Origin of the sequence: Amycolatopsis solani (genome assembly GCF_033441515.1) — a bacterium.
GTDB lineage: Bacteria > Actinomycetota > Actinomycetes > Mycobacteriales > Pseudonocardiaceae > Amycolatopsis > Amycolatopsis solani.
The window spans coordinates 410,426-431,227 of the sequence record NZ_JAWQJT010000001.1 but is presented as its reverse complement, the minus strand read 5'-3'; the positions used below and the strand labels follow the sequence as shown (position 1 = coordinate 431,227).

General features: G+C 72.7%; 17 protein-coding genes. 13 read left to right on the top strand and 4 right to left on the bottom strand.

From position 1 onward, the window contains the following. Positions 1-169: 169 nt before the first annotated feature. A complete protein-coding gene (locus tag SD460_RS02140; RefSeq protein ID WP_290055477.1) occupies positions 170-850 on the bottom strand; it encodes a M23 family metallopeptidase in 681 nt (226 codons plus the stop codon). A 1,072-nt stretch (positions 851-1,922) separates the two neighbouring features. Here SD460_RS02140 and SD460_RS02135 point away from each other — a divergent pair. From SD460_RS02135 to SD460_RS02095, 9 genes are all read left to right on the top strand, one after another. Continuing rightward, entirely contained in the window at positions 1,923-3,707 is a 1,785-nt protein-coding gene (locus SD460_RS02135) for a hypothetical protein (RefSeq protein ID WP_318305868.1), read from the top strand. A gap of 179 nt (positions 3,708-3,886) precedes the next feature. Then, positions 3,887-4,180 (top strand): hypothetical protein, encoded by a 294-nt coding sequence (locus SD460_RS02130; RefSeq protein WP_290055479.1) that lies wholly within the window; start codon positions 3,887-3,889, stop codon positions 4,178-4,180. Between the two features lie 132 nt (positions 4,181-4,312). Further along, a complete protein-coding gene (gene sucC / locus SD460_RS02125; protein ID WP_290055480.1) occupies positions 4,313-5,482 on the top strand; it encodes an ADP-forming succinate--CoA ligase subunit beta in 1,170 nt (389 codons plus the stop codon). Position 5,483: 1 nt separating this feature from the next. Then, positions 5,484-6,374, top strand: a complete 891-nt coding sequence (gene sucD / locus SD460_RS02120; RefSeq protein ID WP_125307394.1) for a succinate--CoA ligase subunit alpha — start codon at positions 5,484-5,486, stop codon at positions 6,372-6,374. Positions 6,375-6,646: 272 nt separating this feature from the next. After that, a complete protein-coding gene (locus tag SD460_RS02115; protein WP_290055481.1) occupies positions 6,647-7,429 on the top strand; it encodes a DUF5336 domain-containing protein in 783 nt (260 codons plus the stop codon). 144 nt (positions 7,430-7,573) lie between these two features. Further along, positions 7,574-9,025, top strand: a complete 1,452-nt coding sequence (locus SD460_RS02110; RefSeq protein WP_438860599.1) for a cell division protein PerM — start codon at positions 7,574-7,576, stop codon at positions 9,023-9,025. Between the two features lie 78 nt (positions 9,026-9,103). Beyond that, positions 9,104-9,721 carry a phosphoribosylglycinamide formyltransferase gene (purN, locus tag SD460_RS02105; RefSeq protein ID WP_318305867.1) on the top strand — a complete coding sequence of 206 codons (618 nt, stop codon included), beginning with the start codon at positions 9,104-9,106 and terminating at the stop codon, positions 9,719-9,721. Beyond that, on the top strand, positions 9,711-11,270 hold the full coding sequence (gene purH, locus SD460_RS02100; RefSeq protein ID WP_290055484.1) for a bifunctional phosphoribosylaminoimidazolecarboxamide formyltransferase/IMP cyclohydrolase: 1,560 nt from the start codon (positions 9,711-9,713) through the stop codon (positions 11,268-11,270). The genes purN and purH overlap by 11 nt, the downstream gene beginning before the upstream one ends. Positions 11,271-11,295: 25 nt before the next feature. After that, positions 11,296-12,042: a hypothetical protein gene (locus SD460_RS02095; protein ID WP_290055485.1), complete on the top strand. Its 747-nt coding sequence runs from the start codon at positions 11,296-11,298 to the stop codon at positions 12,040-12,042. Here the strand turns inward: SD460_RS02095 and SD460_RS02090 are convergent. Both SD460_RS02090 and SD460_RS02085 read right to left on the bottom strand, forming a co-directional pair. Then, positions 12,039-12,797: a hypothetical protein gene (locus tag SD460_RS02090; RefSeq protein ID WP_318305866.1), complete on the bottom strand. Its 759-nt coding sequence runs from the start codon at positions 12,795-12,797 to the stop codon at positions 12,039-12,041. The two genes, SD460_RS02095 and SD460_RS02090, sit on opposite strands and share 4 nt — an antisense overlap. A 63-nt stretch (positions 12,798-12,860) precedes the next feature. Further along, the gene (locus tag SD460_RS02085) at positions 12,861-13,322 is read right to left on the bottom strand and encodes a GNAT family N-acetyltransferase (protein WP_290055487.1); all 462 of its coding nucleotides are present in this window, start codon (positions 13,320-13,322) and stop codon (positions 12,861-12,863) included. A 210-nt stretch (positions 13,323-13,532) separates the two neighbouring features. Between SD460_RS02085 and imuA' the strand changes: the two genes are divergently transcribed. From imuA' to SD460_RS02065, 4 genes are all read left to right on the top strand, one after another. Further along, the gene (gene imuA', locus SD460_RS02080) at positions 13,533-14,243 is read left to right on the top strand and encodes a DnaE2-dependent mutagenesis accessory factor ImuA' (RefSeq protein WP_318305865.1); all 711 of its coding nucleotides are present in this window, start codon (positions 13,533-13,535) and stop codon (positions 14,241-14,243) included. A gap of 292 nt (positions 14,244-14,535) precedes the next feature. Next, the gene (locus SD460_RS02075; RefSeq protein WP_290055489.1) at positions 14,536-16,143 is read left to right on the top strand and encodes a DNA polymerase Y family protein; all 1,608 of its coding nucleotides are present in this window, start codon (positions 14,536-14,538) and stop codon (positions 16,141-16,143) included. Positions 16,144-16,145: 2 nt separating this feature from the next. Next, positions 16,146-16,754 carry a hypothetical protein gene (locus tag SD460_RS02070; protein WP_318305864.1) on the top strand — a complete coding sequence of 203 codons (609 nt, stop codon included), beginning with the start codon at positions 16,146-16,148 and terminating at the stop codon, positions 16,752-16,754. Next, on the top strand, positions 16,755-20,066 hold the full coding sequence (locus SD460_RS02065) for an error-prone DNA polymerase (RefSeq protein ID WP_318305863.1): 3,312 nt from the start codon (positions 16,755-16,757) through the stop codon (positions 20,064-20,066). On the opposite strand, the gene SD460_RS02060 is transcribed toward SD460_RS02065, so the two are convergent. Continuing rightward, positions 20,059-20,796, bottom strand: a complete 738-nt coding sequence (locus tag SD460_RS02060) for a class I SAM-dependent methyltransferase (protein ID WP_290055492.1) — start codon at positions 20,794-20,796, stop codon at positions 20,059-20,061. The genes SD460_RS02065 and SD460_RS02060 overlap by 8 nt on opposite strands. Positions 20,797-20,802: the final 6 nt, after the last annotated feature.

The window sequence follows — 20,802 nt, the reverse complement described above, 5'->3', positions numbered from 1 at the left end:
GAGGGGCTTGTGGCGGGTTTTTCGCGGCCTCGGCGTGGTTCCGGACGTGTCAGCGGGTTACGACGCCGCTGAGGCGAACACCGCGTCCGATGAGGTCCGGACCAATGCGGGTACCCGAACTTCGACGTGCCCGGCCGTCCTGCCGGACGGCCGGGGTGGAGCGATCGGATCAGAGAACGATGCCGCGCGCGGCCAGCCAGGGCCGGGGGTCGATCTTCTTGGTGCCGTTCTGCCACACCTCGAAGTGCAGGTGCGGGCCGGTGCTCTGACCGCGGTTGCCGATCTCGGCGATCTGCTGGCCGCACTTGACCTTCTGCCCCTCCTTGACGGAGAAGCTGTTCATGTGGCCGTAGACCTGGATCGTGCCGTCGTCGAGCTGGACGCGCACCCAGAGGCCGAAGCCGCTGGCCGGGCCGGCGTCGATCACGGTGCCGTCGGAGGCGGCGTAGATCGGGGTGCCGATGGCGTTGGCGATGTCGATGCCGAGGTGGCTCGTGCCCCACCGGGCACCGAAGCCCGAGGTGAAGGTCCCGTGGGCCGGGAGGCAGGTCTTGGGGCGAGCGGCTTCTTCGGCGGCCTTCTTGGCGGCGTCGGCTTCACGCTGCTCACGGGCCTGCGTGATGGAGGCGGAGTCCGCGATCTTCGCGGCCTCGGCGGAAGCGTCGACGGCGTGGCCGGTCGGCAGGAGCTCCGGAGCGCCCCCGGTGCCCGCACCTCCCGCGGTCAGCGAAGCGCTGGCGTCCTGGCTGTTGGCCAGGGGAGTCACGGCGGCGTCGGAGTCGGTGACGGTCTTGAGGGTCTGCCCTGCCGCTGCGGCAGCGAAGGCTCCGGCCGCAACCGCGGCAACCACGACCCGGCCACGAAGGGCCGAGGAGGGCGGGGCGATGCGGTGCGCACCCCGGACACGAACGACCGCACCTTCCAGTGCGTCCTTCAGTGCCGGGGAAGGAGCTTGGCCGCCGGGGGAGCGGTGTGAAGCCAAGACAGGGCCTTCCATCGTCGGGGAGCCGGGTCGAGGACTGCGGGCGGGGGAACCCGGTGAGCAAACCTCGGGGGTGGTTCGCTCGGTGTCCTACTTCGTGACCTGACTGTAATGGGGACCCCGGGACAGTAACGAAGGGGCACCGTTGTCGGCAAGATCTGCCCCGCCGGTCGGCCGATCGGGTGGCGCCCAAGCGACGCTCACCTGTGGGAATTACCCAAAGTTAGAAGGGGTTTACTGCTTTGGTTGTGACTTGCCTTACAGCTCTTGCGGACCGTTTAAGACAACCAACGGCCACAGACGCCCGGAAGCGGCGGAATAAGGGTTTGCCAGGGGATGTTCAAAGCCATTCGACTCCTGAACCGCGCTCCCGACGCCCTTCCGGCTCGAGTTGTGGTTCCTCTCGAGGCGGTCTGACTCGACCGTTCATCGACGCAGGAGAACCGCTCGCCGACTGAGTCGGCAAGATCGCGGTTGACTGCCAGATTTGTCCCCTTGCGCCCCGAACTTCGGCCACCAGACGGGCCGCAGGTCACGTTTCTCGTCCTCGCTCGTCAGTCACGCTCGGCCCGCCAGCCGCCGTTCCCAGATCACGCCCGCTGACGGGCGCTTTGCCTCGGCCGCCGTCCCGCCGCGCCCGGACCGGCTCCCCGCCACCCGCCTCGCCCGGACCGGCTCCCCGCCACCCGCCTCGCCTACTCCTCTTCATCGCAGCGTCTCCCCGTCGCAGCCCTCTCCTGAGTGCCAACCCGCCGCCAGCACCCTCCCGTTGCGCGCGGCCTCGCTCGTCGAGTCCGCCACCCAGACCTGCCGCGGTCGCCGCCAACCCACTGCCCCGTCCGCGCCACTCGTCGACTTCCGTCACCCCTCCTGGCCCGTTCGCCGACTCGCGACCCGCTGGCACCTCCCATCCCGCGCAACCTTGCTAGCGTCGCCCGCGATGCCCCCACGCTCAGATCCCCCAGGCCCGAGCTCCCCGGCTCCCGCGGCCCGTCCCACCGGCGAAGAGACACCACCGCCGTCCTGGGTCGAGAACGATCGCCCCCAGACAATCGCCCTCGGCCTCGCCGCCGCCGGTGCCGTCGCACTCGCCGCCGGTGCCGTCGCCCGCGTCTCCCCGGACGCAGGTCCCGGGTTCACCAGCTGGCCGTGGCTGGCTGTTCTCGCGCTGGCCCCCGTCGTCGCCGCGATCGTGGCCGCCGGGAAACGGCCCGCGCTGGCCGGCGGTCTCGTCCTCGGCCTCGCCGCTCTCGCGCCCGGGCGGCTGGTGCTCGACCTGCAGTTCGCCGTCAACGGACCGCTCGCCGTCCGCCCGGAGCTCTACCTCGCCGACCGGTTCGTCGGCGGCTCGGCCGTCGGGGCCGGGTTCTGGCTGCTGATCGCCGGGCACCTGCTCACCCTCGCCGCGGGTGTCGCCGCCTGGCGGGCGAGCCAGACCGGGGAGGAGCCCGAACGGCGGCGGTGGCGACTGCTCGTGCCGCTGCTCGCCGTGGCCGCTTCGGTCGGGTTGCTGACCGCGCCCGTCCACTCCGCCAACGGCTTCCTCCTCGCCCGCGCGTCCTTCGAAGGACCCTGGCCCGCCCTCGGCGGCTACCTCCTGCTCGCCGCCGCGCTCCCGCTGGCCGCCGCGCTCGCGCTCGCCGCGCCCGCCGAGCGGACCGCGCGTGGCGCGCTGCTCGGGCTGGCCGCCGGCGCGTTCGGCGTCGCCGTGCCGCCCGTGGTGGCCGGACTGTCCCGGGCCGACCTCGGCGTCACCTGGGGACCCGTCCTCGTCCTCCTTATGACGGCTGTCATAGGCGCGCTCGCCTTCACCCGGCTCGCCGAGAAGCCCGCCGACGACGAAGCCGACCTGAAGATCCCCGGCCTCTTCTGGTGGCGGCTCGTCACCGGATTGCTCGGTCTCGCCACGGCGTTGGCCGCGGTGATCGGCAGCTTCGCGCCGCAGGTCGCCGTCACCGCGCTGAACCCCGGGGCCACCGCGCCGGTCAGCGCCGCCGCCGAAAGTCCCGCGCGGTGGTTCCTGCTCGTCGCCGCCGTCGTGCTGGCCGTGGCGGCCCTCGGCGTGCTCGTCCCCAAGACCGCCCCCGGCGCGCGGCCGCTGCTCGGGCTCCTCTGGGCCGGGATCGTCCTCGCCGGCACGGCCGTCCTCAACACCGCGCTCACCGCCACCCAGGCCGGCAACCTCGGCGGCTTCGGGGGCACCGCCGCCCCCGCGTTGACCTACGACCTCGGCGCCGGCGCCGCCTGGACGTTCGCCGCGCTCGTGCTCGCCGTACTGACCGCGCTCGCCGCCGCCGGGACCGGGGTCGTCGAACGCGAGGACGCGGGGAACGCCGCCGAGCCGGGCAAGAACGTGCTCACGCCGGTCGTCGCCGGGGCGGTGCTGGCCGTCGCCGCCTTCGGACTGCCCGTCTTCACCGTGCCCGGCTACGTCACCGCCGGGCTCTGGTCGGACTTCGACACCCCGTCGTGGGGGCTGCTGACCGCCGCCGTGGCGGTCGTCGGCGCCGCCGCGCTCGCACTGCGGGCCCGCCCGAAGCCCGCGGCGGCACTCCTGACCGGCGCCGCCGTGCTCACCGCCCTGCACGCCGCGGAGCTCCCGCTCGTCGGCGGAACCCTCGGCGGCGCAACCCCGGCAACCGGCTTCTGGCTCGCCCTCGCCGCCACGGCCGCCCTCCTGATCGCAGCCGGCCTCGCAGCCGCAGGCGGACGCCGTGACGCGTGACGTGATCGCGCTCGGCCTGTCCGCTCTCGGCCGGCGCCGTCATACCGCCCTTCCCAGCAGGCGCGGTCGAACCGCAGCGACCCAGGCGGACGCCATGACGCGTGACCTGACCGCGCCCGGCCCAACCACCCCCGCTGTCCACGCTCGAACCGCCCACCCGACCACCGACGGCGGCCGCCGTGGCGCGTGACCGGCCCCGGGTGCTGCTCGTCGAGTTCGCCCGTCCCGACCCCGCCGCCGTCGCACTCGGCCGCCTCCTGCGCGACGAAGGTCTCGAAGTCATCCACGCCGGCCCCCTCGGCACCGGCGAGCAAATCCTCCGCACCGCCGAGCAGGAAGACCCCGACGCGATCGCCGTCCTCGGCGACCCGCCCACAGCCGAACTCCAAGCCGCGCTCAGAGATTTCCGCGTCTTCACCACCCCCGAAGAAGGCGCCCGGTGGGCGGTCTCACACCGCGAGAACACCGTCTGACCGCGCACGGTGACCGACTTCACCAGGTGCGGAGTCCCCGCCGTTCACGCAGGTCGCTAACCTCGACTGGTCCGACAGCGCGGTCCGGTAACGCGGACCACCACAGTGGCGTGTCGTCAGGAGACTGGAGTAGTGGACCTCTACGAGTACCAGGCGAGGGATCTCTTCGCCGCCCACGGAGTACCGGTTCTGCCGGGCTCGGTGGCTAGCACCCCCGAAGAAGCCAAGACCGCCGCGGAGCAGATCGGTAACCAGGTCGTCGTCAAGGCGCAGGTGAAGGTCGGCGGCCGCGGCAAGGCGGGCGGCGTCAAGCTGGCCCAGACGCCGGACGAGGCGAAGGAGAAGGCGGAAGCCATCCTCGGCCTCGACATCAAGGGCCACATCACGCGCCGCGTGCTCGTGGCGGAAGCGTCGGACATCGCGTCCGAGTACTACTTCTCCTTCCTGCTGGACCGGGCGAACCGCACCTTCCTGGCGATGGCTTCGTCCGAAGGCGGCATGGAGATCGAGCAGCTCGCCGTCGAGCGCCCCGACGCGCTCGCGAAGATCCCGGTCGACGCGATCGCCGGGGTCGACAAGGCGAAGGCGCTCGAGATCCTGAAGGCCGGCAACTTCCCGGCCGACATCATCGACGAGGCCGCCGACGTCGTCGTGAAGCTCTGGGAGACCTTCGTCTCCGAGGACGCCACCCTGGTCGAGGTCAACCCGCTGGTCCGCGACCCGCAGGACAAGATCATCGCCCTCGACGGCAAGGTCACCCTCGACGAGAACGCGGACTTCCGCCAGCCGGGCCACGAGGCCCTGGTGGACAAGGAAGCGGAGAACCCGCTCGAGGCGAAGGCCAAGGCCAAGAACCTCAACTACGTCAAGCTCGACGGCCAGGTCGGCATCATCGGCAACGGCGCGGGCCTCGTGATGTCCACTTTGGACGTCGTGGCGTACGCGGGCGAGAAGCACGGCGGCGTGAAGCCGGCGAACTTCCTCGACATCGGCGGCGGCGCGTCGGCCGAGGTCATGGCGGCCGGGCTGGACGTCATCCTCAACGACACCGACGTGAAGAGCGTCTTCGTCAACGTCTTCGGCGGCATCACCGCCTGCGACGCGGTGGCGAACGGCATCGTCGAGGCCCTGAAGATCCTGGGTGACGAGGCCAGCAAGCCGCTGGTCGTCCGCCTGGACGGCAACAACGTCGTCGAGGGCCGCCAGATCCTGGCCGACGCGAACCACCCGCTGGTCACCGTGGTGGACACAATGGACAACGCGGCCGACAAGGCTGCCGAGCTCGCCGCGGCAGGTGCGTGAGATGTCGATCTTCATCAACGAGAACAGCAAGGTCATCGTCCAGGGGCTCACCGGCTCCGAGGGCACGAAGCACGCGACCAAGATGCTGAAGTCCGGCACGAACATCGTGGGTGGCGTCAACGCCCGCAAGGCCGGCCAGACCGTCACCATCGAGGGCAAGGACCTCAAGGTCTTCGGCACCGTCGAAGAGGCGATCAAGGAGACCGGCGCCGACGTGTCGGTCATCTTCGTGCCGCCGAAGTTCGCGAAGGACGCCGTCCTCGAGGCCATCGACGCCGAGATCCCGCTGGCCGTCGTCATCACCGAGGGCATCCCGGTGCACGACTCGGCCTACTTCTGGGCGCACGCGGTCGCCAAGGGCAACAAGACCCGGATCATCGGGCCGAACTGCCCCGGCGTCATCAGCCCCGGCAAGTCGAACGCCGGCATCATCCCGGCCGACATCTCCGGCCCGGGCCAGATCGGCCTCGTGTCGAAGTCCGGCACGCTGACCTACCAGATGATGTACGAGCTGCGGGACATCGGCTTCTCCACCGCGGTCGGCATCGGCGGTGACCCCATCATCGGCACCACGCACATCGACGCCCTCGAGGCGTTCGAGGCGGACCCCGAGACCAAGGTCATCGTGATGATCGGCGAGATCGGTGGCGACGCAGAAGAGCGCGCCGCGGCCTACATCAAGGAAAACGTGACGAAGCCGGTCGTCGGCTACGTCGCGGGCTTCACCGCGCCCGAGGGCAAGACCATGGGCCACGCGGGCGCCATCGTGTCGGGTTCCTCCGGCACGGCCGCCGCGAAGAAGGAGGCCCTCGAGGCCGCCGGCGTCAAGGTCGGCAAGACCCCGAGCGAGACCGCCGTCCTCGCGCGTGAGCTGTACAACAGCCTCGGCTGACGACAGTGTCAACCCCGGGGGCAGGCCCCCGGGGCCGGGGGCCTGCCCCCGGACCCCCGTAAAAGCCGGGGGTCGTAACCGCAGGTAGAGCCGGGCACCCACAAGGTGCCCGGCTCTCCTGCTTTCGGGCACGAAACCTCCCGAGGTATTCACGCGTCTGGTGGGCTGAGGGCTTGAGAGTGCGCTAGCGTTCTGCGCACACAAGCCGCCTCGTCTTCCCCCGGGTGCCCGCGTGCCCCGGAGTGCCGGTCGAACCGACAGGAGTGCATCCGATGACCTTCCCCAGCGGCGGGCCTGGCTACCCCCAGCAGGGTGGCGGCCAGCAGCCCCCCGGACCGCCGCCCACCGGTGGCTTCCAGCAGCAGCACGCGCCCCAGGCGCCCCCCGCGTCGGGCCCGGCGGGCCTGCCGCAGAACCTGCCGTTGCTGCTCGCCCTGGTCGTCGCGGTCTTCGGCCTCGTCCAGTACTTCCTGGGCTTCTCCGACAACGCCGACGTCGGCCTGGCCACCACGTTCCTGCTGGTCGCCGGTCTGCTCGCCGGGCTGCACGTGCTGCCGAAGGGCCCGAAGACGCTGCCGTTCGTGGCGCTGTTCAGCGTGCTCGGTGCGCTCGACGCCCTCGACTCGCTGGTCGCGCTGCCCACGACGCCGGGCATCGTCACCGTCATCCTGATCCTGGCGATCCTGCAGATGGCCGTTTCGGTCGGCGCGCTGCTCATCGAGCACGACGTGATCAAGCCGCCGTCGCCGAAGCCGGCCGCGCCGTCCTACGGCGGTCAGCAGCAGCAGTACGGCCAGCCCGGACAGCAGCAGTACGGCCAGCCGGGTCAGCAGTTCGGCCAGCCGGGTCACGGCCCGGGCCCGGTCGCCCAGGCCGGGGAGCCGTCGGCGCCGTTCTCGCAGCCGGGCCAGTACGGCTCGCCGAACCCGCCGTCGACCACGCCGCCGCCGGGGCAGCAGGCCACGACGTACGCCCCGCAGCAGGGCTCGTTCTTCCAGCAGCCGCCGTCGGACAACCCGGGCACCCCGCCCGGTGGCTTCGGCAAGTCGAACTGACGAGGTCCCCGAAACACCCGCTGTGACGCAGAGTGTCACGGCGGGTGTTTTGCACTCCGGGGGTTACTCGACCGGGTGGGTTAGCTTCCCCACGTCGGACGGCGGCGGCGTGGCTCACCCGGACGGACCAGCCCGGATGTCAGGGTGCGGATCATGGACCTGCTCACCGACGCCCGCGAGGAGCCGGTGAGCGACCTCGATCCCGACGTCGGGCTCTCCCGGGCGGCGCGGGTGCGGGTGTTGCTCGCCGCCGCCCTCGGCCCGCTGGTCACCGGCTACGCCGTCGTCGCGACCGTGCTCGCCCTGGTCGCGCTCACCGCGGGCCGCGCTGTCTTCTCCGGCACGGGCGTGCTGCTGGCCGCCGGGCCCGGCTGGCTCGCCGCGCACCAGGTCCGGCTCGGCCTCGGCGGTCACCCGCTCGGCGTGCTGCCGCTCCTTGCGACGCTCGGCGCGGCCCTGCTGGCCGCCCGGACGGCGGCCGGTGCCGCCCAGCGCCTCGGCTGCCGCTCGGCCCGCGAAGCGCTGCCCGTACTGCTCACGATCACCGGCGCGCACGCCGTGTTCGGGCTGGTCATCGCGCTCGGCGCGCAGGGCTCGCCGGTGTCGGCGAACCCTGTGGTGGCGTTCGTCGTGCCCGGGCTGCTCGCCGCGGTGGCCGCCGGCACCGGCGTCATCCGGACCTGCGGGCTGCCGGACGTCGTCGCGGCCCGCCTCGACCCCCTCGCCCTGCGCGGGCTCCGGGCCGGCGCGCTGGGCTTCGCGGTGCTGGTGGCCTGCGGTGCCGCGGTGTTCACCGTCGCGACCGCGGTGTCCTGGGCGACCGTGTCCGACGTCTACGAGCCCGCCTTCGGCACCAGCTTCGGGCTCTTCCTGCTGTCGGTGCTGTACCTCCCGAACGCCGTCGCCGCCACGCTGTCCTTCGTCACCGGGCCCGGGTTCTCGATCGGTGATCTGAACGTCGGGATGTTCGGCTACCGCGGCGGCGCCGTGCCCGGCGTCCCCCTGCTCGGCGGCCTGCCCGAGCAGCACGCGGCCTGGTGGCCCGCCCTGCTCGTGCTGCCCGCGGCGGCCGGCGCGCTGGTCGGCTGGTCGCTGCGCAAGGTCGACGCCGACCCGGCGCAGCGCATCCGCGCGGTCGCGGTGGCCGGCGCGGTCGTCGCGCTCGGCTGCGTCCTGCTCGGCACGCTGTCCGGCGGGCGGCTCGGCGACGGCCCGTTCGACCCGGTGAGCGTGCCGATGGGCGTCGCGTCCGTCGTCGCGTTCTGCTGGATCGTCATCCCGGGTTCGTTCGTCGCGTTCTTCACGGGCGAGCACGAGCCGCCCGCGCCGCCGCCGGAAGCGCTCGAAGACAACGAAGCCTTCGAAGACGCGGACGAGGTCGACCCCGAGGAAGCGGCCGAAGCCGTCGCGGAACTGGAAGCGGCCGAGCCGTCCGAGCTGTCCGAAGAGGACGAAGAAGAACCCGGCGAGGACGCGGAGTTCGAAGCCGAAGCGGACGCCGAACTCGGGCTCGAAGACGAGCCCGCTGAGGACGAACCTGTGACCGGAGGCACCGAGACCTGCGGCGACGTCGAGCCGGACGAGACCGACCGTTAGGGTTGACGCGACCTGGTGAAGCGCCGTGCGCCCCGGCGGCGCACCGCCCGCGGCAAGGAGCCTGCTCTGTCTCAACGGTTGGAGCTGCCCACTCCGGTGAAGCTCGTCGTGCTCGCGTCGGGCTCCGGCACCCTCCTGCAGGCGGTGCTGGACGCCACCGCCCGGTCCGGCTTCCCGGCCAGGGTCCTCGCCGTCGGCGCCGACCGCACCGGCATCGAAGCCCTCACCCGCGCCGAACGCGTGAGCATCCCGTCGTTCACCGTCCGCGTCGCCGACCACCCCGACCGCGCGGCCTGGGACAAGGCGCTGACCGAGGCCGTCGCGGCGTACCAGCCCGACCTCGTCGTCTCCGCCGGGTTCATGAAGATCCTCGGTGAGCAGTTCCTCGGCCGCTTCACCGTGGTCAACACGCACCCGGCGCTGCTCCCGTCGTTTCCCGGGATGCACGCGGTCCGCGACGCGCTGGAGGCCGGCGTCAAGGTCACCGGCTCGACCGTGCACTTCGCGGACGCCGGGGTCGACACCGGGCCGATCATCGCCCAGGAAGCCGTCGTCGTGGAGTACGACGACACCGAAGACGTCCTGCATGAACGGATCAAGGCCGTCGAGCGCAGGCTGCTGGTGGAAACGATCGAGCGACTCGGCCGCGGTGGCTGCACCGTGGACGGACGAAAGGTGACATTTCGTGAGCACTGACCTGGGACGGCGCCCGGTCCGCCGGGCGCTGATCGGCGTCTCGGACAAGGCGGGCCTCTTGGACCTCGCGGCCGGGCTGCACGCGGCCGGCGTCGAGATCGTCTCCACCGGCGGCACGGCGAAGGCCATCGCCGACGCTGGGGTCCCGGTCACGCCGGTCGAAGCGGTCACCGGCTTCCCCGAGTCGCTGGACGGGCGCGTCAAGACGCTGCACCCGAACGTGCACGCCGGGCTGCTGGCCGACCAGGGCAACGCGGACCACGTCGAGCAGCTGCGCAAGCTGGACATCGCGGCGTTCGACCTGCTGGTGGTCAACCTGTACCCGTTCGCGCAGACCGTCGCGTCCGGCGCGAGCGCCGAGGACTGCGTCGAGAACATCGACATCGGCGGCCCGGCCATGGTCCGCGCGGCGGCGAAGAACCACGGCAGCGTCGCGGTCGTCGTCGACCCGGCCCGCTACGGCTGGGTCATCGAGCGCGTCGCCGACGGCGGCTTCGACTTCGAGGACCGCAAGCGGCTCGCGGCGCGCGCGTACGCGCACACGGCGGCGTACGACACGGCCGTCGCTTCGTGGTTCGCCAGCGCCTATGCGCCCGCGGACGACGCCGGCTTCCCGGACTTCCTCGGCGCCACCTGGGAACGCGCCGACGTCCTGCGCTACGGCGAGAACCCGCACCAGAAGGCCGCGCTGTACAAGAGCGACCGCCCGGGCCTGGCGCACGCCGAGCAGCTGCACGGCAAGGCCATGTCCTACAACAACTACGTCGACACCGACGCCGCGCGCCGCGCCGCGTACGACTTCGCCGAGCCCGCCGTCGCGATCATCAAGCACGCCAACCCGTGCGGCATCGCGGTCGGCGCGGACGTCGCCGAGGCGCACCGCAAGGCGCACGCGTGCGACCCGGTTTCGGCCTACGGCGGCGTCATCGCCACGAACCGGCCGGTCACCCGCGAGGCGGCCGAGCAGATCGAGAAGGTCTTCACGGAGGTCGTGCTGGCGCCGGACTTCGACGCCGAAGCGCTGGAGATCCTGCAGCGCAAGAAGAACATCCGGCTGCTCAAGCTGCCGGCGGCCCCGGCGTCGTCGATCGAGTTCCGCCCGATCTCCGGCGGCGTGCTGCTGCAGACCGCCGACGCGATCGACGCGCCGGGCGACGACCCGGCGTCGTGGCAGCTCGCCACCGGTGCCGCGGCCGACGAGCAGACCCTGCGCGACCTCGAGTTCGCGTGGCGCTCGCTGCGCGCGGTCAAGTCGAACGCGATCCTGCTGGCCGCCGACGGCGCGACCGTCGGCGTCGGCATGGGCCAGGTCAACCGCGTCGACTCCTCGCGGCTCGCGGTCTCGCGGGCGGGGGACCGGGCCAAGGGTTCGGTGGGCGCGTCGGACGCCTTCTTCCCGTTCCCGGACGGCCTGGAGGTGCTGGTCGAGGCGGGTGTCCGCGCGATCGTGCAGCCCGGTGGCTCGGTCCGCGACGCCGAGGTCATCGCGGCCGCGGAGAAGGCGGGCGTCACCATGTACCTGACGGGGACGCGCCACTTCGCGCACTGACCCGCGCTTCGAGAGGGAGGGCTCGATGCAGCAACCGCCGCAGTACGGACACGGTCAGCAGGGGTACCCGGGCTATCCACAGCAGCCCGGGTACCCGGGTCACCCCGGTTATCCGCCGCAGCAGGGTTACCCGCCGCCCGGCTACGGCGCGCCGATGCCGCCGCCGAAGAAGAAGCGCACCGGGCTGGTCCTGGGCATCATCGGCGGCGTCGTCGTGCTGCTCGGCGCGGGCATCCCGCTCGGCATCTTCGCGAGCGACTACTTCGCGAGCACGGGCAAGGCGCCGAGCTCGGACGGGCCGGCGGCCGAGTGCGCGATCCCGGCGGAAGTGCTGGCGAAGGCCGGGTTCCCGAGCTACGTCGGTGGCAAGCCGGCCGGCGGCGAGACGTTGCCGGGGCTGAAGCAGATCGGCTGCGGCTTCAAGCCGGGGCCCGACGAGTACGTCCGCGACGCCACCCTGAACGTCCGCGTCGTCGAGTACTCCGGCGAAGACGCGGAGGCGCAGGCGAAGGACAACTTCATGACGACGAAGCCCGAGGTGCCGCCGGTCGACGTGCCCGGCATCGGCGACAAGGCGGTGCTGGTCCGCCTGATCACGAAGAGCGCGTTCAGCGGCGCCGAACTGAACGTCCTCGCCGGCTCGAACCTCGTCACGGTCGAGGTTTCCGGGTGGGACAAGGGGTTCTTCTCGAACTCGCCGATGCCGCAGGAAGAGTCCGACGCGACGGTGAAGGCGGTCGGCGCCGAGATCGTCAAGAAGCTGCCGCGCTAGGCGGGCGCGGGCAGCGCCTTGCAGAGCGCGACCGGGAACTTCGGGTCGGCCGCCCGGATCTCCGCGCAGCCCCCGGACTTGGTCTGCGCGAACGACGTCCACCCGCCGTCGCCCCAGCGGAACGCGGTGCGCGACGGCGCTTCGGTCTGGCGCAGCAGGAGGTCGACGACCAGCCAGGCCGGGTCGCAGGCGCGGGTGGTTCCGGCGCTTTCGGCGCCCGCGGCGGACACCGCGGCGCCGATCCACGCGGGGTCGCAGTGGTCGGCGGGCGGGGCGCAAGTGCCTTGGCGGTCGCAGTGGCCCCAGCCGGCGCCGAGCTTGTGCCAGGCGTTGCCGGTGTCGGCGTTGAGGATCACGGTCCGGTCCGCGATCGGCGCTGAAGTGGTCAGCCGCAGTTCGGCGGGCACCTTGTCCTGGCAGCCGCCCGCGGCGGGCCGGGTCGAGTAGACGACGTCGGCGCGGATGTCGGTCTTCGCCTCGACGAGCTGCTCGATCCGCGGCTCCCGGACGCAGCCGGGGTCCTTGCCGGGCAGCGCGACCTGCACGAACAGGGTGGTCTCATCGGGGCCGGGGCGGATCCCGGTGACGTCGGCGCGGAACGAGCGCCACTCCGCGCCCATGGTCGTCGGCCCCGGGGCCGCGGCCGTGGCGCCGGGCACCCCGCCGCCGGCGGTCAGCACCACGGCGGCCACCGCGCCCACCGCGACGAGCGCGCCGGCGATCCACAGGACCGCCTGTCTCCGCCGTTCGGTCATCGCCACCCCCAAAGTCCACCGGGCAATCTAGCCGACCCCGCGGCGGCCGGTGGGCGGACCGGGCTATTGGCGGTCCTTCTCCAGGTACACGGCGCCGGCGATGTGGCCGCCGGCCTCGGCCGCGTCGGTCAGCCGGTAGCCCGCGCGCTGGTACATCGTGATGTTGCGGACGCTCTTGGCCCCGGTGAAGAGCGCGAACCGGCGGGCTTCTGCCGGCGCCTGCGCTTCGGCGTGGGCGAGCAGGCGGCGGCCGAGCCCGCGGCCGGTGAAGTCCGGCGCGACCATCAGCCTGCCGAGCTCCCAGCGATCCCCTTCGAGCCGGGCCCGGACGCCGCCGATCAGGCGGCGGTCCTCGCGCAGGGTCCACACCGACCACGTCTTGGTCCAGTCGCGCACGTCCTCGAGGGATTCGTGCAGCGCGGGGATGTCGAGGGTGTCGTTCAGGATGGCTTCCTGGACCCAGCAGCAGCGTTGCAGGACCAGCAGCTCCGGGGCGTCTTCGGGCTGGGCGTCGGTGAGCTCCACGCGGTGTGTCTAGCTGCTCCGACGCGGCTCGGGCAACTGGTTTGCGGTGCGCTATCGGGTGACTTGACAGGTCTGGTGGTTCGCGGTTGACTGGTTCTTGTCGAACAGGCGTTCGATACCGCCGCCTTCCCCGCGGCGGACCAGAGCCGTCGGTCGTGTTTTGGGAGAGGCCCGACCGCCGGCCCAGTCCGTGGTGGGGAGGTGCGTGCGGTGACCGCTGTGGTGGAGCCGCCGGTGGCCCGGCTGGCGGCCCTGCCCGGGGTCAGCACGGCGAGCGGGGTGGCGGCCCAGGCCGAGCGCGCGCGGGCGACGGGAAGGGTGCTCCCGGTCGCCGAGGCGCTGGCGGGCCTGCTGCCCGCCGCCGGGCTCCGGCGCGGGAGCACGGTGGCGGTCCACGGCTCGACATCGCTGCTGCTCGCCCTCCTCGCCCCGGCTACAGCGGCGGGTTCATGGGCGGCGGTGGTCGGCCTGCCGTCGTTGGGCCTGGCGGCCGCGGCCGAGTACGGCGCGGACCTGAGCAGGCTGGCCTTGGTCCCCCGCCCGGGAGCGGAGTTCCCGGCGGTGGTGGCGGCACTGCTCGACGGCGTGGACGTGGTGGCGGTCCATTCCGGGACGGTGCAGCCCGCGGTGGCCCGGCGCCTGTCGGCCCGAGCCCGCCACCGTGGAGCGGTGCTGTTGACGTCGGGCGCGTGGCCGGGAGCGGACGTCGAGCTGTCCTGCCGCCGCGAGGCATGGACCGGCCCCGAGAGCGGCTACGGCCACCTACGCGAGCGCAAGGCCGTGGTCCGAGCCCACGGCCGCGGCGCAGCGGCCCGCCCGGTATCGGCGGAGCTGTCGCTACCGGGCCCAGAGGGCGGCGTAACCCGGGCGGAGCGGTCGTTGCGTGGCGCGGCGGGGTTCGGCGACGAGGCAACGGCATGAGGGTCGTTCCGCACCTGCTTCGGCCGGCTCGGGCACTTTCGCTCGGCTCCGAGGCGCGCTCGCCCGCGGCCGGCCACACCGAGCCCAGCGCACCGGTCCTCCGCCTGCGCGGGTCCTCGGCGTGCGCGGGCCCGACCCTCCCGGTCAAGCGCACCACTCCCGCTCGGGGGCGCCGGTCTTCCGGTCACCAGCGCCGGCTCTCGGTGGGCGCGACCCTCCCAGTTCAGCGCACCCCTTCCGCTCGGCGCCACCGGTCCTCCGACCGCCCGGGCCGAGCCTGCGGGCAGGCCACATGACCGTCCCAGCCCAGCGCGGCACCGCCGACACCCCCGCCCGGCTGCTGGTCCTCTGGTGCCCGGACTGGCCCGCCGTCGCCGCCGCGGCCGTTGCCGGGATCCCCGTGACCGAACCCGCCGCCGTCTTCAGCGCGAATCGGGTCGTCGCCTGCAACGCCGTCGCGCGCCGGAGCCGGATTCGGCGGGGGATGCGGCGGCGGGAGGCGCAGTCGAACTGTCCCGAACTGGTCGTCTTCGCCGCCGACGATGGTCGTGACGCGCGGCTCTTCGAGGCCGTCGCGCGGGCGGTCGAGGGGCTCGTCGTCGGCGTCGAAGTCGTGCGGCCGGGCCTCGTCGCGGTGCCCGTCGACGGCGCCGCGCCCTACTTCGGCGGCGAACACGCCCTCGTCGAGCGGCTCGTCGACGAGGTCTCGGCCGCGACCGGCGTCGAATGCCAGGTCGGGATCGCCGAGGGGCTCTTCGCCGCGACGCTCGCCGCCCGCTGCGGGGAGTTCGTCGAACCCGGGCGCGTCGCCGATTTCCTCGCGCCGCTGCCCGTCACCGAGCTCGACCAGCCCGGCGCCGAACGCGCGGAGCTCGTCGACCTGCTGCGCCGCCTCGGGCTGAAGACCCTTGGCGCGTTCGCCGCGTTGCCGGAGCGCGACGTCGCCAACCGCTTCGGCACGGCCGGGCTGCTCGCCCACCGGCTGGCGCGCGGCCGCTCCGAACGACCGCCGTTGCGCCGCCGTCCGCCGCCGGAGCTGACGCTGACCGAGGAGTTCGACCCGGTCGTCGAGCGCGTCGACGTCGCCGCGTTCCTCGCCAAGGGCCTCGCGACGCGGTTCTGCGCGGGCCTCGCCACCCACGGCCTGGCCTGCACGCGCCTCGGCATCTACGCCGTCACCGAAGCGGGCGAACACCTCGGCCGCGGGTGGCGCTGCGCCGAACCGCTGACCCCGGCGGGCGTCGCCGACCGCGTCCGCTGGCAGTTCGAAGGCTGGCTGCGCGCGGCACCCGGCCGGCGCCCGACGTCCGGCGTGGTGCGGCTGCGGCTCGAACCGGAGGAGACGGTCGAAGGCCGGTCGCTCCAGCTCGACCTCTGGCAGAACGGCGGCTCCGACGAAGACGACGAGCGCGCCGCCCGCGCGTTCGTCCGGGTCCAGGGCCTCCTCGGTCCCGAAGGGGTGCTCACCCCGTTGCTCGACGGCGGCCGCGACCCCGCCGGCCGCGTCCGCCTGGTGCCCTGGGGCGACCCACGCGAGCGCACGAACCCCCCGGACGCGACCTGGCCGGGCCGCCTGCCGGCTCCGTCCCCGGCGACGGTCCTGGACCGGCCGGTGCCCGCCCAGGTCTTCGACGCCGAGGGCCGGGGAGTGGGACTCACGGCCCGCGACCGGATCACGGCACCTCCGCACCACCTGACGATCGCCGGCGGCCCGCCCCGGAACGTCGTGGGCTGGGCGGGCCCGTGGCCGCTGACGCCGGACCGCCGCCGCCCGGGCCCCCGCCGCGCCCGGCTCCAACTCGTGCTCGCCGGCGAGGGCGACGAGCCACCCGAGGCGGTGCTGGTGCACTGCGCGGGCACGGAAAATCCACTGTGGACGGTCGAGGGAGTGTACGACTGAGCATGGACGAGAACTACGCACGACGCCTGCGCGACTGGCTGCGAGCCGAACCCGAGGCAGCGCCCCACCAATGGCTGAGGGAGATCCCGGCCTCGGAGGAGTCGCCCGAGCGGCATGCAGCGGACCGCTGGTCGGTGCGCGGCCAGCTGCCGCCCGCCGACCCCGCGGACAACGCCGACGCCGCAGTCGACAAACCGACAGCCGACGAAGGTGGCTTGGCGCTGGTGATCCCGCTGCCCCGCCCCTCACGCGAAAACGGCTGCCGCCTGAGCGACGCCGAAGCCCGCAGCCGACGAAACCACCCCTCCAACTCGCTGCGCCGCGAGCAAGCCGAGCCGCCAACGGCCCTGAGCGAGGCGGAGGCCCACAGCCGCTGGAACCACCCGTCGAACTCGCAGCGTCGCGACGAAGCCGAGCCACCAACGCCCCTGAGCGAGGCGGAGTCCCGCAGCCGTCGAAACCACCCCTCCAACTCGCCGCGACGCGAGCAAGCCGAGCCGCCAACGCCCCTCAGCGACGCCGAAGCCCGCAGCCGCTGGAACCACCCGTCCAACTGGCACCGCCGTCGCCGCGCTGCCGAACCGCCGCGTGATGAGCCCGGGAGTCGCTGAATGGGCTGGAACAACCCACCCGTCCGCTGGCAGGACCTCGCCCGCACCCTCGCCGGCGACATCCCGCCCGGTGACCACGGCGACAGTCCCGCCTGGGGCCGCCACCGCGAGGGCTACCAGCGGCCCCAAGACCTCCCGGCGCGCGGCAGCGACGACGGCGGCGAAGCCGTCCGCGTCCCCTACGCCGAACTGCACTGCCACTCCAACTTCAGCTTCCTCGACGGCGCCAGCCACCCCGAAGAGCTCGTCGAGGAAGCCGCGCGGCTCAAGCTCGACGCCATCGCCCTCACCGATCACGACGGCATGTACGGCGTCGTCCGCTTCGCCGAAGCCGCGCGGGAGCTCGGGGTCGACACCGTCTTCGGGACGGAGCTCAGCTTCGGCCTGCAAACTCCGCAGAACGGCGTGGCCGATCCCGAAGGCGAGCACCTCCTCCTGCTCGCCCGCGGCGACCAGGGCTACCGGGCCCTCTGCCGCGCCATCACCGCCGGGCAGATCGACGAACGCGCCGAGAAGGGCAAGCCGACCTACGACCTCGGGGCGGTCGCCGAGGAGGTCGCCGGGCAGTGCGTCGTCCTGACCGGGTGCCGCAAAGGGTCGGTGCGCTCGGCGCTCGTCACGCACGGCCCGGCGGCCGCCGCCGAACAGCTGCGGCTGCTCGTCGACCGCTTCGGGCGCGACCACGTCTACGTCGAGCTCACCGACCACCGCCAGCCGCTGGACAGCACCCACAACGACCTCCTCGCCGAGCTCGCGCGGGAACTGGGCCTGCCGACCGTCGCGACCACCGCCGCGCACTACGCGCGTCCCGAACGGGCGCCGCTGGCCGACGCGCTCGCCGCCATCCGGGCGCGGCGGGGCATCGACGAGCTCGAAGGCTGGCTGCCCGCGGCCGGCACGGCGTTCCTGCGCAGCGGCGCCGAAATGGACGTCCTCTTCCGCCGGTACCCGGGCGCGGTCCGGCGCAGCGCGTTGCTGGGTGCGGAATGCGCGTTCCCGCTGAAGCTCCTCGCGCCCAAGCTGCCGCCGTTCGACGTGCCCGAGGGGGAGACCGAGGCAACCCACCTCCGCAAGCTCACCGCGGCGGGCGCGAGGGAACGGTTCAAGGGCAAACCCCACGAGGACAAGGCGAACGCCCAGATCGAGCACGAATTGCGGATCATCGAAGAGCTCGGCTTCCCCGGGTACTTCCTGATCGTCTGGGACATCGTGCGGTTCTGCCGCGACAACGACATCCTCTGCCAGGGCCGCGGCTCGGCCGCGAACTCGGCCGTCTGCTACGCGCTCGGCATCACGAAGGTCGACTCCGTCGCCTACGAACTCCTCTTCGAGCGCTTCCTGGCCCCGGACCGCGACGGCTACCCGGACATCGACCTCGACATCGAGTCCGACCGCCGCGAGGAAGCCATCCAGTACGTCTTCGCCAAGCACGGCCGCCTCCGCACCGCGCAGGTCGCGAACGTGATCACCTACCGCGCCCGGTCCGCGGTCCGCGACGCCGCCCGCGCGCTCGGTTACTCGCCGGGCCAGCAGGACGCCTGGAGCAAGCAGATCGACCGCTGGGGCTCGCTGCGCAGCACCGAAAAGGACCACGACCACGACATCCCGGACGAGGTCGTGCAGCTGGCCTTCGCGCTCGAGGACTTCCCGCGCCACCTCGGCATCCACTCCGGCGGGATGGTGATGTGCCAGGAGCCGGTGAGCCAGGTGGTGCCGGTCGAGTGGGCGCGGATGGCCGACCGCAGCGTCATCCAGTGGGAGAAGGAGGACTGCGCGGCTGCCGGGCTCGTCAAGTTCGACCTGCTCGGCCTCGGCATGCTTTCCGCGCTGCACTACATGATCGACCTCGTCCGCGACTACAAGGACGAGCGCGTCGACCTCGCCGAGCTGGACCTCGCCGACCAGCAGATCTACGAAATGCTGTGCCGCGCCGACGCCATCGGCGTGTTCCAGGTCGAGAGCCGCGCGCAGCTGGCGACCCTGCCGCGGCTGCAACCACGGGAGTTCTACGATCTCGCCGTCGAGGTGGCGCTGATCCGGCCCGGCCCCATCCAGGGCGGCTCGGTGCACCCGTACATCCGCCGCAAGCAGGGGCGCGAGGAGTGGAGCTACGACCACCCGCTGCTGGCGAAGGCACTGCACAAGACCAAGGGCGTGCCGCTGTTCCAGGAGCAGATGATGCAGATCGCGCTGGACGTCGCGAACTTCACCGCGGCGGAGGCCGACCAGCTGCGGCACGCGATGGGGTCGAAGCGCTCGGACCGCAAGATGGAGCGGCTGCGGCAGCGGTTCCTCGATGGCGCCGCCGCGAACGGGGTCGAGGACGAGCTCGCGCAGAAGATCTTCTTGAAGCTCAAGGCGTTCGCGAACTTCGGGTTCCCGGAGAGCCACGCGCTGAGCTTCGCGCATCTCGTGTTTTCCAGTGCCTACTTCAAGTTCTACCACCCGGACGCGTTCCTCGCGGGCCTGCTGCGCGCGCAGCCGATGGGGTTCTACTCACCGCAGTCGCTGGTCGCCGACGCGCGGCGCCACGGCGTCACCGTGCACGGCCCGGACATCAACCGCAGCCTGCCGCACGCGACGCTGGAACCGTTGCCGGACGGGGGCAAGCTGCACGCGGTCCGGACCGGGCTGAGCACCGTGCGGAAGATCGGCGAGGACGTCGCGAAGCGGATTTCGGCCGAGCGGCGGGAAAACGGCGAGTACCGCGACCTCGCCGACGTCGCCCGCCGCGTGCGGCTGACCACCCCGCAGATCGAAGCGCTCGCCACGGCCGGCGCGTTCGCGAGCTTCGGCGGCGACCGCCGCCAGGCGCTCTGGACCGCGGGCGCGGTCGCCGGCGAGCGGCCGGAGAAGCTGCCCGGCCTGGTCGGCGCGCAGGCCCCGGCACTGCCGGGCATGGACGGCCTCGACCTCGCGGCGGCGGACGTCTGGGCGACGGGCGTGTCCCCGGACAGCTACCCGACCGAGTTCATCCGCGACCACCTCGACGAACTGGGCGTCGTCCCGGCGAGCGGCCTGGCCGCCCTCGACGACGGCGCCCGCGTCCTCATCGGCGGCGCGGTAACCCACCGCCAGCGCCCGGCGACCGCCGCCGGCGTCACCTTCCTCAACATCGAGGACGAAACGGGGATGGTGAACGTGATCTGCACGCTCGGCCTGTGGCAGCGCTACCACCGCGTGGCGCGCAGCAGCCCGGCACTCCTGATCCGCGGCGTGCTGGAGAAGGCCGACGGCGTGGTGAGCGTCCTCGCCGACCGCGTCGAGCCGCTGCAGATGCGGATCAAGGCGAAGTCCCGCGACTTCAGGTGAGGGGCCGCCGAACGATCGTGACGATCTCAGGACTGCGGCCGGTCACCGGGGTGCGGTCCCAGTAGCCGTACTGCTCGTCGACCACCAGGCCGGCTTCCTCGATGAACCCGCCCAGCGCCGGGACGTCGAGGAACCGCAACGTGCTCTCGCTGTACCGCGGCGCGTCCCAACCCGGGCTTTCGTACGTCGTCGTGAAGCTGACGTACCCGTCTTCGAACGGCCCCGCGTCGTTCCACGACCGGACGGTGCTCCCGTCGGCTACGACCACTTCGGACACGTGGCCGGGCGTCCACCGCTCCCAGCCCCGAGCCGCCGGGTTGCGGGTGTCGAACCCGAAGCGGCCGCCCGGCTTCAGCGCGCGCCGGATCGCCGCGAAGGCCGTCCGCAGCTCCTCGTCGGTCAGCAGGACCTGGAACGCGTGGCCGGTCATCACGGCGAAGTCGAACTCGCAGTCCCAGGACGCGGTCGACAAATCGCCGAGGACCCACTCGACGTCGTCGCGGCGGCGGGCTTGCGCGAGCATGCCCTCGGCGGGGTCGAGCCCGACGAGCCGTCCGAGGTGGCCGGACTCGCGAGCCCAGTGCAGCAGGGAACCCGTGCCGCAGCCGACGTCCAGCACCGACTCCGCGGCCAGGATCATCGGCAGGTAGAACGCGAAGTCGCCGGAGCGCGGGTTCATCGCGTCGTACAGCGAAGCCAGGCCGGGATCGGCGAAGTGCTGGTCGGGCATGCCGAC